7 protein-coding genes are annotated in these 11512 nt (G+C 61.7%); 2 read left to right on the top strand and 5 right to left on the bottom strand.

Annotation, left to right across the window (positions count from 1 at the left end; translation table 11 throughout):
• Window positions 1-121 precede the first annotated feature (121 nt).
• Complete coding sequence (locus QM609_RS02330; protein WP_283336971.1) at window positions 122-1561, top strand: amino acid permease; 1440 nt, start codon at window positions 122-124, stop codon at window positions 1559-1561.
• A 121-nt stretch (window positions 1562-1682) separates the two neighbouring features.
• Window positions 1683-2807, top strand: a complete 1125-nt coding sequence (locus QM609_RS02325; RefSeq protein ID WP_076948643.1) for a GGDEF domain-containing protein — start codon at window positions 1683-1685, stop codon at window positions 2805-2807.
• A 1-nt stretch (window position 2808) separates the two neighbouring features.
• On the opposite strand, the gene QM609_RS02320 is transcribed toward QM609_RS02325, so the two are convergent.
• The 5 genes from QM609_RS02320 to QM609_RS02300 form a co-directional block, all read right to left on the bottom strand.
• On the bottom strand, window positions 2809-5136 hold the full coding sequence (locus QM609_RS02320; protein WP_050656928.1) for a putative bifunctional diguanylate cyclase/phosphodiesterase: 2328 nt from the start codon (window positions 5134-5136) through the stop codon (window positions 2809-2811).
• Window positions 5137-5373: 237 nt separating this feature from the next.
• Window positions 5374-6996, bottom strand: coding sequence for an MFS transporter (locus tag QM609_RS02315; protein ID WP_042446444.1), 1623 nt, complete (start codon window positions 6994-6996; stop codon window positions 5374-5376).
• A 42-nt stretch (window positions 6997-7038) separates the two neighbouring features.
• Window positions 7039-8202 carry a VWA domain-containing protein gene (locus QM609_RS02310; protein ID WP_050656927.1) on the bottom strand — a complete coding sequence of 388 codons (1164 nt, stop codon included), beginning with the start codon at window positions 8200-8202 and terminating at the stop codon, window positions 7039-7041.
• Window positions 8199-10385 (bottom strand): DUF5682 family protein, encoded by a 2187-nt coding sequence (locus tag QM609_RS02305; RefSeq protein WP_076948624.1) that lies wholly within the window; start codon window positions 10383-10385, stop codon window positions 8199-8201. The genes QM609_RS02310 and QM609_RS02305 overlap by 4 nt, the downstream gene beginning before the upstream one ends.
• Window positions 10382-11452, bottom strand: a complete 1071-nt coding sequence (locus QM609_RS02300) for an ATP-binding protein (RefSeq protein WP_050656937.1) — start codon at window positions 11450-11452, stop codon at window positions 10382-10384. The genes QM609_RS02305 and QM609_RS02300 overlap by 4 nt, the downstream gene beginning before the upstream one ends.
• Window positions 11453-11512 lie beyond the last annotated feature (60 nt).

Raw genomic sequence — 11512 nt, 5'->3', positions numbered from 1 at the left:
TGGACAGAACTGACAGTTTCCAGTTCAGATTTGTACATCAAGTCCATGTTCTGGATCACACGATGAGCTTAGCGTCTCTCCGAAAGAACTGATCGCGTCATGCAATAGGAGCTGAGCCCAGATGCCCGACAGCAGCACCGAAACAGCCGAAGCCGCCAGCGTTCATTCGACACTCAAAACAGGCTTGAAGAAGCGCCACCTGACCATGCTTTCCATGGGCGGCGTCATCGGCGCCGGTTTCTTCGTCGGGCTGAGCGGAATCATCAACCAGGCCGGCCCCGGCGCAGTCATCACGTGCGCGATCTGCGGCATCATCGTGTTCCTGGTGATGCGCATGCTCGGCGAAATGGCCGTGGCCAAGCCGTGTACGGGATCGTTCACCGAATACGCCCGCATGGCGTTGGGCGACTGGGCGGGTTTCACCACTGGCTGGCTCTACTGGTATTTCTGGGTGATCGTCGTCGGCATCGAATCCGTCGTCGGAGCAACCTTGCTCTCCCGGTGGATCCATGGTGTCCCGCTCTGGCTCATGTCAGCGGTACTCCTGTTGGTGATGACCGGGGTCAATCTTCTCTCCGTCAGCAACTTCGGCGAGGCTGAATACTGGTTTGCGGGTATCAAGGTCGCCGTCATCATCGGCTTCATCGTGCTCGGCAGTCTGTTCGTCTTCGGCATCTGGCCCGGCAGTGAAGTCGATTTCAGCAATCTGACCGGCCACGGAGGATTTCTGCCGAACGGCTTCACCCCCGTACTGGTGGGCGTTGTCGCCGTGATCTTCTCCATGACCGGAGCCGAGCTTGTCACGATCGCCGCAGCGGAATCCGCCGAACCTGCCGGAGCGATCAGGCGGGCCACGAACACGGTCGTCTTCCGCATTCTCGCCTTCTTCGTTGTCGCCACCTTCCTCCTCGTGACGATGCTGCCGTGGGATTCGTTCGTCGTCGGCGATTCTCCGTTCATCTCCGCACTCGACCTGCTCGGAATTCCCGGCGCCGCCGACATTCTCAATCTCGTGGTTCTGGTCGCGGTGCTGTCCTGCCTCAATTCCGGCCTGTACACGGCGTCACGGATGCTCTTCGCACTCTCCGTCTACAACGACGCGCCGGCCTGGATGACACGGACCAACAGCCGCGGCGTGCCGGTGAAGGGCGTACTCGCCTGCACCGTGGCCGGGTACTTCTGTATCGCGGCCGGCTACATCTGGCCGGATACGATTTTCTTGTTCCTCGTGAATTCGTCGGGCGCAATCTGCTTGTTCGTTTACATCCTGATCTGTGTATCCGAACTACGCCTCCGACGCCGATGGGAACGCGAAAGCCCCGAGATTCTGAAATTCCGTGTCTGGTTGTATCCCGGCCTGCCGATAGTGGTCACTGGTCTGATTCTCGTGATCCTGGTGGGAATGGGTCTCAACGAACCCACGCGCGCGGAATTCGTCCAAAGCCTGGTCGCGCTGGGGGTCATCCTCGCCGCTCACGGCGTGAGAAAGTCTCGTACGCGAAAAGTCGGATCGTTCGCGACCGCCTCGAACAACGCACACAGCAGTTCGAAGAAAGCTTGAAACAAGCATCGAGTAAGCGCTCGACTCGATAATTGAACCTCTTCCCCGAAAAGAGCCGATCCGATGGAAGCGGTCGAACATAGATTTTCTCTTTACCTAAATTCAAGGCAAAATGGACAGCATGCCGAGCCCTGTCATCGCCTCCGAGGGGCACAGTTCTTGGCGAACACTTCACGAATGGTTCAACGAACCACACGACTACGAGTGGATAAAGCACCAGAGATCCGGCCGGGCAATCATTCCGATCTTCCGAACCTTGCTCGGAATGATGACGATCATCTTCGGACTGTCCGCTTTCTACAAATTGATCGGTCCAGATACGCCGCCGACCACCCCCGGCAAAGCTCTTTCGATTTTCATGATCTGTACGTGTGTGGGAATCGCCGCATGCTGGTTCACACAACCGTTTCCCGGACGCCGGGGGTTGCTTGCATTCGGAATATTCGCAGATCTCGGGATCGCGGCTGCCGTCCTCCTGGTGCCGGATCGCTCGTCCGGGACGTTCGGTTGCATCGTCTTCGCGGTCACCGGAACCTTTGCGACGCTTTTTGTCAGCGCAAAGTGGCTTGTCGCTCATGTCGTTTGGTCGACGACCGTCACGACCACCGTTTTCGTTCTTGCATATCTGGAAGGCGACGTCGATATCACGACGCTTCTGGCCCGCGGCACCGTTCTTTTCGGAGCTGTCACACTCGTTCCCATTTTTGCGCACCTGACTTGGCGCACTCTCTACCGCGATGCCCAGTATTCGGACCGGGATCCCCTCACTGGACTGTTCAACCGTCGGGGACTGGAAGGGGCAGTCGGCGATCTCTTCGAGAGCGCCCGAGACGATTCTTCATCTCTCGCCTTCATCGTCGTCGATATCGACAAATTCAAAACGGTGAATGATCTTCACGGTCATGCCGAAGGCGATCATGTCATCAGGAGAACCGCGAACCGATTGAGCACACATCTCGGCGAACGCGGAGTCATCGCTCGAACCGGCGGGGAAGAATACCTGGCCGTCATCGCCGGCGATCCCGAATCGACAACCCTGTTGATCGAAGGGATAAACGCGGCGCTGTCGGATTGTTCCGACGCGATCCCCACAACGGTGAGCGTCGGAGCGGTGATGATGACCGCCGAATCGAAGGCGTGGAGCGGCGGTGCTTCCGCAATCCTGGCGGCGACAAATGTCGCGGATTCGATGATGTATCAAGCGAAGGCGGCAGGCGGTAATACGATCCGCTCGGCTCAGATCTGATTCACAGCCACGTAAGTGGGTGGACGCTGCGCCCGGTTTCCGTGTCCGTCGCGGCAAGATACACATCGACGCGCTCAGCGGTCAGAGCCTTGCTGATGTGGTAACCCTGGACCAGGTCACACCCGACCCACTGGACGCGGCGGAACTGCTCGATGGTCTCCACGCCCTCGGCCAACGATTTCATACCGAGGGCCGCGGCCAATTCGACAATGGACTTCACCACGGACATCTTCGGATCGTCCGAGTCGGTGACCAGCATGCGATCGATCTTGAGAACGTCGATTGGAAGTCTCTGGAGCGTGGCGAAGGACGAATAGCCGGTGCCGAAATCGTCGAGTGCGACGGTGACCCCGAGCTCACGCAGCTTGTAGAGATCCCGGATCGCGCGATCGTCCACAACACCTGTCTCGGTGATTTCGAGCTGCAGCAGTTGCGGAGGCAAGCCCGAATCCGTCAGCGCTTTCTTCACCATCGCACCGAACTCTCGCGACACCAACTGCACTGGTGAAACGTTGACCGAGACGCCAATTCCGGTCGGCCACCCCGCAGCGGCGGCGGTCGCCATCGCCATTGCCTGCGCACCGAGGGGAATGATCATTCCGGTTTCCTCCGCCACCGAGATGAACTGGCTGGGCCCGATGAGGCCGCGGCTGGGATGGTTCCACCGAAGAAGAGCCTCGAAGGCCACCACTTCACCGGTCTGAGTGTCGACCTGAGGCTGGTAATGGAGATCGAACTGCCCTTCCTCGATCCCTCTGTTCAGCTCGTGCAACGCCGTTGCCCGCGCCGATGCCCTCGCCCGCAGCAGCGGCGAGAACTTGCCCACTCGATTGCGTCCCGTCGACTTCGCCTCGTACAGAGCCAGATCTGCCAGCATCACCAATCCGTCGGCGTCCGTCGAATCCTCGGGCGCGCTCGAGTAACCGATCGTGGCCCGCACTTCGATCCGATTGCCTTCGACGAAGAATGGTTCGTGCAGCACTTCCAGGTACCGATCGAAGATCACACCGGGATCGTCGCGCGAAGACGTACAGACGATCAGCCCGAATTCGTCACCGCCCATCCGCGAGCACATGTCCGAACCGATCACGTCGCGAAGGCGTTTCGTGACTTCGAGAAGTAATTGGTCCCCGATCGGATGGCCAAGGGTGTCGTTCACCGATTTGAAGTTGTCGAGGTCGAGAATCCCGACGAGAACCTGCTTCTCCGGCACGCGGGAATCGATCGCTTCCTCGAGCGCCACTCCGAACGCACGACGGTTCGGTAACCCGGTCAACGAGTCGGTGGCCGCAAGGCGAAGGATCTCCTGCTCGTGGACATACCTCTCCGTGATGTCGGAACCGACACCGCGCCAACCCAGAATCACGCCGGATTCGAGGACCCGTGGATTGCCGGAAAGAGACCACCAGCGTCGCCTACCGTCGACATGCACCGGCACGACAGTGTCCCGGAAGGGAGCACTCGATTCGAGTTTGTCGATCATCTGGGCCGCGGCCGCACGCCCCTCCGGACTCGATGCGATCTGGAGTCTGGTGAGGAGTTGTCCGAAGGTGAGTTGCTGCAACTCGTCCACCGTCATACCTGCGACCTCGGCGAGACGTGCCGAGGTGTGGGAGAACCGGCCGTTGGTGTCGCATTCCCACAGCCAGTCGCGGGAACCGCCCTCGAAACCGTCGAGCAACAACGCCACAGTCTGACGCTCGGATTCCGCCTGAAACTCTGCGAGACAACGTCTCTGGAAAGAGGCCGACAGATAGACCGCCCCTACGGTGAGCGCAAACATGTAGATGCACAACTGAATCGCAAGTATGCGAAAGTGTGGTTCGGCGTGGACGACGAGAACAGTGAAGACGCCGAGGCCGTGAATGTAGATCCAGGTCAGGCTCACCGATCTCAGACTCGAGAACGTCACGGTCCCGGCGCCCATGATCCCGGCCATCGTCGCGATCAGAACCAAGTCGCGGAAGACGTCCATGTCGTGAAAGAGCAGAGCGAAAAGTGTGACGTCGAGGGTCGCGACCACGATCACTTCGACGAGCAGACCCACGTAGTCGTAGCGCGGGGTGTGCTTCGACGGCCGCCAGCGAAGGGGAATCCATACTCGGATCGAATTCGCGAGGACGAGAAAGATGAGGGCGCCACCCAACCACCTGAGCGTCTGACGTCCGGGCGGGACGGTGTAGGTCAGAATCACGACCAAACTCGCCATGTACGCAAGATTGGCGAACGGCGCGACGGCTGCAGCTTCGTCTATCTGACGGCGAAACAGGCTGTTGCAGTCGGCCTCCGAAGCAGGATCTTGCCTGCCCAATCGACTCGGACGGCTCATCAGCGAGGCATCCCGACATCTGCGCAGGCGCCATCAGCGGGCGTCGAATCCGCTCGCCTGGCCATCCGAACCTCCCCTGGCTCCCCACCGAACCCTTATCCGGTGAAACGTCAGTGTTTCAGACTCGCTGCTTGTTTCCTTCACAACGGTAGCCATCTGACGAATCGATTGTGCGCAGATCACTATATCCAGAGGTCGTTCCGTCGATCGTCCAGGTCGATCCGCGATTGCTGATTCTTAGCTCGAACCACGTTTGTCGCCGACCGCGACGCGGGGGATTCGAGCGGTCGGGAACAACGCGGCGATTGCGAGCAGCGCTGCCACGGCAAAAGCGACACGCAACGCGTCCAGCCTGGCTTCTTCGTTCACGTCCACGATCGCATCCGCCGTGGACTCGGCGACGCCGGCGTCATCGAGAGCGGATCGGAGTTGCGTCGTCGACAGGAACGGCACGCCCGAGGCCATGTCGGTGCTCGCTTGCTGCTGCACCGATGTCGGAACCGCCGGATTGTCTTCGATTCCGGCGATCGCCGACGTCGTGAGAGTGGCAATGAGAACCGATCCGATCAGGGCAGTTCCCAAGGAAGCGCCGAGGTTGGTGGCGGTGTTCTGCAACCCGCCGACCTCGGTGCTGCGCTCGTCCGGGACCGAGGACACCGTGACGGCTCCGAGCTGCGAAGACAGGCACCCCAAGCCGAAACCCATGAACAGCATGGGAATCATCACGATCGCCGCATTGGCGCCGGGGTCCATGCCTGCAACGAGCATCAGAATGCCGACGACCATGACCAACAATCCGACTCGGACCACGCGTCGCGGGTTCGCGGTAGGCCGTAGCTTCGGAATACCGATCGCCGCCACGACGAGCGCCGCCGACAACGGCAGGATGCGAACGCCCGTCTCCAGGGCACTGAGCTCCAGAACTACGGACAAGAACAACGGGACCGCGAAGAACACGCCCGCCTGGACCAGAAACTGCGCGAAGAACATGGAAAGTCCGCCACTGAGCTCGCGGTTTCGCAGCATCGCCGGATCAAGCAACGGCTCCTTCCCCGCAGCGGCCAGGCGTCCCTCCCAGCGCAGGAATCCGTACACGACCAGGAGCCCGGCGATCAGCAGCCACACCACCGGGGAAAGCCCGACCAACTGCGGTCCGTCGGGTTTGGCCTGCACCCAACCCCACTCGCTCGAGCGCAGTACACCGAAGACGATCATGCCCAGTCCCACCACGGACAAGATCGATCCGACGTAGTCGAGGCGCGACTTCGACGGTGGGACGTCGACCACCTTGCTGAGCACCAGCAAGATCAGGACAACGATCACGACTTCGCCGACGAACACGTAACGCCATGACGCAAATGTCGTCGCGGCGCCGCCGATCAGCGGCCCGACCGCCACGGCCATCGCGCCGGCGGCAGCGACCAGACCGTAGGCAGCCGGGCGCTTCTGAGCCGGAAAGTTGGTGGCGACGAGCGCGACGATCGCGGGCATGATGAGTGCCGCACCGACGCCTTCGAGGAACGACCATCCGATCAGCAGGACCGCAAGATTGGGAGCGAGCGCCGTTGTCAGAGAACCTGCGCCGTAGATGATCAAGCCGAGCGCGAAGGCCCGGCGACGACCCATCATCGACCCCAGCTTGCTGCCCGTGATCATCAGCGTCGCCATGACCAGGGTGTACAGCGTGATCGCGGTTTGAATACCGGTGATGCTCGTGCCGACGTCCTCGGCGACGGTTGCCATCGAAACGTTCATGACCGAACTGTCCAAGGTCATCAGGAATTGGCTGGATGCCAACACCGTGAGAACCAGTCCTGAACCCGCCTGCGTCGTCGAACCAGCAACCTGTCCGTCACCCATCGTGCGGGTGTACCCGGTGTTCAGGTTCTCGAAGCAGACCGGTCAGTGCTGTTCGAGGCTGAGCTGATCCGCCCAAGCCGACACGTCCCCGCGTTCCAGAGCCACCGCCAGCAGTTCCGGAAACTTGTCCGGCGTGCACGCAAACGCGGGAATCCCGAGGGCACTCAGCGACGCTGCATTGTCGTGATCGAACGACGGTGCCCCGTCGTCCGAGAGTGCCAGTAGAACCACGACTTGAACGCCGGAGTTCTTCATGGCGGCCATCCGGCGCAACATCTCGTTGCGAATACCGCCCTCGTAGAGGTCCGAGATCAGAACGAACATCGACTCGGCAGGACGCGAGATCAGTGACTGGCTGTACGCGATTGCGCGGTTGATGTCCGTGCCCCCACCAAGTTGGGTCCCGAAAAGGACGTCGACTGGATCGGACAGTTTGTCCGTCAGGTCGACGACGGCAGTGTCGAAAACCACGAGCGAAGTCTTCAGCGCCTGCATCGACGCCAACACCGCGCCGAACACGGACGCGTAGACGACGCTGGACGCCATCGAACCCGATTGGTCGATCGCCAGGACTACGTCGCGCTGCACGGATTTCGACTTGCGGCCGTATCCGACGAGCCGCTCGGGGACGACGGTTCGATACTCCGGAAGGTAGTGCGACAGATTTGCTCGGATGGTTCGGTCCCAGTCGATGTCACGCAACTTCGGATTCGACGTTCTGGCCGAACGATTGAGTGCCCCGGTCACTGCGGCCTTCGTTTTCTGCGCGATTCGCTCTTCGACTTCCCGAACCACCTTGCCGACGACCATTCGAGCAGTGGCCTTGCTGGCCTCCGGCATGACCTGGTTGAGGCTCAGCAGCGTCCCGACCAGATGCACATCGGGCTCGACGGCATCGAGCAGTTCCGGTTCGAGCAGCAACTGCGCCAAACCCAGTCGGTCGATCGCGTCCTTCTGCATCACCTGCACCACCGTGCCGGGAAAGTACGTCCGGATATCGCCGAGCCATCTGGCGACGGACGGAGCCGACGCCCCCAATCCGGCTGAGCGGCGTCGCCCCTTGGTCGGGCCGGACGAATCGTAGAGTGCGGCAAGAGCTGCATCCATTCGACGCTCGCCCGGTTGGCCCAGCCCACCCGTCGATTCTTCGGCGGATTCCCCGAGCATCAGTCTCCAGCGTCGAAGGCGCTGATCGTCGTCGCTCATGCGCCCACCCCCAAGATGTCCGCAACGACCGCCATTGCCGCTCTGCCGCGTCGAGCATCGGTCTCCACTGTCGTTTCGACGCGTCGTCCACCTCTGACCGCCTGACCGATCGCTCGACGCTCCCCCGCCTCGAACGCTCCGAACGTACGTCGAAGCAGTGGAAGCGTGTCGATGAAGTCCTGCTCACGAAGTTGGCGAACCCACGTGTCGATCAGCGTGAGCAACGCTCGATCGTGAACGAGCACAAGCCCTCCTCCACCGAGAAACCCGTCGACCCACCCGGCTTTGGCTGTCGGCGTGCTTCCCACGGACAGGGCCCGAGACAAGCGCTGGGCTGCAGCGGTTTCCGTGATCGAACCGCTGTCGCGCAGTAGCCGCACCATCCGGCCGACGAGTAATCCGTTGACGTCGTCACGGTCGATCACGCCGGCCATGGCCTGCAGCCACCGTGCGCTCGCATCGCGATCGTCACGAACCATGACTGCCGAGTGAACCTTGTCGAGGTGTTCGCGAAACTCCTCGGCACTGGGATCGTCCAGGCCCGTGACGGCGACTGCGAGGCCGGTGCAAATGCGGATCAACAGGCTGTCGGCGACGTCGACCAATGCCGACACGTCGGTTCCGCGCACATCGCCGTACCGCAGCGTTCGCGTCAGCGTGGGCAGCGCCGCCATCAGGTGCGACACGTCATGATCTAGTGCCGCAACCGTTTTCACACTTTCCAGCACAGCGGACAACGCTGCCGGCAGGTTCGCCAGGAGCGAGTTCTCCAGTAGTCCGATCAGTGACGCGAGAGAGATGTCCGGCTCGTTGATCTTCGAGACGACACGTGATGTTGCCGCTGCAGCCACCGTCGTGCCCCACAGCGACGCCTCGATCACCGAGACCGAGAATTCGGGCTTCCATTGCAGCGCCCAAGTCTCCCGGAACGTTCCGGTGGAACGGACCTCACTGTCGGCCGGGGTCCCCCAATCGATCTCGAGGATCCCCAGTCGGTGCAGGAACTGGGAACGCTCGACGTCGATGTCGCGTCGCAGGTCCAGATCGAGATTCTTGGCTCCCGCTTGTTGTTTGAGCCGCAAAGTCTTTGAACGTGCTCGCAGGTCTGCTTCGAGCGGAACCGTCGGAGTTTCTTCGGGCACCGCGCCCAGCGCTTCGCCCACAACCAATCTTCGCGTGATCAGATCCAGAAGAACGTCGTTCCCGTCGCACATCACCGACCTCGTTGCCTCGGTGACCTCCGACAATCCCGCCAAGGGTCGAGAACGCAGTGCCGCCAACGTATCTGCCAACCGGACAGCTTCGATGACGTGAGCACTCGAGATCGGAAGGTCCTCGTCCCTGAGCACCCGCGCAACTTTGGTGAGCCACCGCGTGATCGTCTTGTCGTTCGCGGTGAACAGGTGGTGATACCAGCCCGGCGAGGTAATTCCGGCGCCGTAACCCGATGCCGATGCCAGACGTGAGTGAGTCCAGGGAACCCACGTCAGCGAGGTCTTGACCTTGGACATTCCTTTGAGGATGCGAGCATCGGGTGCCGCCGGCCCCAAGGCTCCGACCAACGCCGGCGCGTGCCAGGCTCCGCAGACGACCGCTACCCGCTCAGCGCCATCTTTCAACGTCTTTCGCAGCACCTGACGCATATACGCTTCGCGATGCGCTGTCTCCTCGTCGATCGGCACTGTCTCACGCAGCGCCTCCATCGCCTCGGTGATCGCATCGAAAGAATCTGCGCCCGAGCTCGATTCGATCACCGAATCCCACCAGCGCTCGGTGTCGTCGAAACCCGCGGCCGCGGCCAGTTCCGACAGAGGATCGCCCTCGCGGACAGTACGAATCCCCTGATCCGCCAACACGTTGAAGGCGGGCAGATCGCAGAACCGTGCCTGCACACCGTTCTTCGCAGCCCACTGCAGCGCTTGCCATTCGGGTGAGAACACCGCAAACGGCCAGAATGCCGCGTTCGACGGTTCGCCAGTGGCGTACGCGAGCAACGCAATCGGTGGTTCCATCGATTCCGACGCCGCCAGCATCACCAACGGGTCTGCGTCCGAAGGCCCTTCTATCAGGACGACGTCAGGCGAGAACTCTTCCAGACCCTGCCGAACCGAACGAGCAGATCCCGGGCCGTGGTGACGGATACCGAAGACCCGGACACGCAGGTCCGGAATCACGATGGTCACCCGGTGACCTCGCGGCACGCCCGGTAGAAGTCGGACCACTCGCCGCGTTCACGCACTACTGCCTCGAGGTACTCGTTCCACACCACCTTGTCTGCGACCGGATCCTTGATCACCGAGCCCAGGATTCCGGCAGCGACGTCGGATGCCCGCAGTACGCCGTCCCCGAAATGCGCAGACAACGCCAAACCGTTGGTGACCACCGAGATCGCCTCCGCCGTCGACAGAGTTCCGGACGGGGACTTCAACTTGGTGCGGCCGTCGGTGGTCGTGCCTGATCGCAGTTCCCGGAACACGGTGACGACCCGGCGAATTTCCTCGGCTGCTGCGGGGGTTGTCGGCAATTCCAGTGCTGCGCCCAGCTGTTCGACTCGACGTGCCACGATGGCCACCTCGTCTTCCTCGCTGGCCGGCAAAGGGAGGACTACGGTATTGAACCGTCGACGCAGTGCGGACGACAGGTCGTTGACACCGCGATCGCGATCGTTGGCGGTAGCGATCAGGTTGAAGCCCTTGGCTGCCTGCACCTCGATGCCCAGCTCCGGCACCGGCAACGTCTTCTCGGAGAGAATGGTGATGAGGGCGTCCTGCACGTCGGCCGGAATGCGCGTCAACTCTTCGACGCGGGCGATCTTCCCGGTTTCCATCGCCGTCATCACGGGAGAAGGCACCAGCGCACCGGCGGTCGGCCCCTCGGAGAGAAGACGTGCGTAGTTCCAGCCGTAGCGGATAGCTTCCTCGGGCGTGCCCGACGTGCCCTGGACCAGGAGCGTCGACGCACCCGAGATTGCGGCCGAAAGATGTTCGGAGACCCAGGTCTTGGCCGTACCGGGAACCCCCAACAGCAGTAGCGCCCGGTCGGTGGCAAGAGTTGCGACGGCCACTTCCATCAACCTCCGTGGACCGACGTACTTCGGCGAAATGACGGTTCCGTCGTCGAGAGTGCCACCCAACAGATACGTCACGACGGCCCAGGGCGACAAGTTCCACGACGGTGGACGCGGACGAGCATCCTGCGCGGCCAGTGCTTCGAGTTCGAGCGCGTACTCCTGCTCTGCGTGGGGCCGCATCAGCTTTGCCGGTTGCGCGAGCTTTTCCGGTTCCGCGAGCTTTTCCGGTTCCGTGGTGGG

The organism is Rhodococcus sp. IEGM 1302 (assembly GCF_030056935.1).
In the GTDB taxonomy this organism is placed as follows: domain Bacteria; phylum Actinomycetota; class Actinomycetes; order Mycobacteriales; family Mycobacteriaceae; genus Rhodococcus_F; species Rhodococcus_F qingshengii.
Note: the sequence above shows the minus strand (reverse complement) of the source record. Positions and strands in the feature narration are given on the sequence as shown.

Coding starts and splice junctions, on each gene's coding strand:
- QM609_RS02330 (WP_283336971.1), top strand. CDS start 122: ATGCCCGACAGCAGCACCGAAACAGCCGAAGCCGCCAGCGTTCATTCG.
- QM609_RS02325 (WP_076948643.1), top strand. CDS start 1,683: ATGCCGAGCCCTGTCATCGCCTCCGAGGGGCACAGTTCTTGGCGAACA.
- QM609_RS02320 (WP_050656928.1), bottom strand. CDS start 5,136: ATGAGCCGTCCGAGTCGATTGGGCAGGCAAGATCCTGCTTCGGAGGCC.
- QM609_RS02315 (WP_042446444.1), bottom strand. CDS start 6,996: ATGGGTGACGGACAGGTTGCTGGTTCGACGACGCAGGCGGGTTCAGGA.
- QM609_RS02310 (WP_050656927.1), bottom strand. CDS start 8,202: ATGAGCGACGACGATCAGCGCCTTCGACGCTGGAGACTGATGCTCGGG.
- QM609_RS02300 (WP_050656937.1), bottom strand. CDS start 11,452: ATGCGGCCCCACGCAGAGCAGGAGTACGCGCTCGAACTCGAAGCACTG.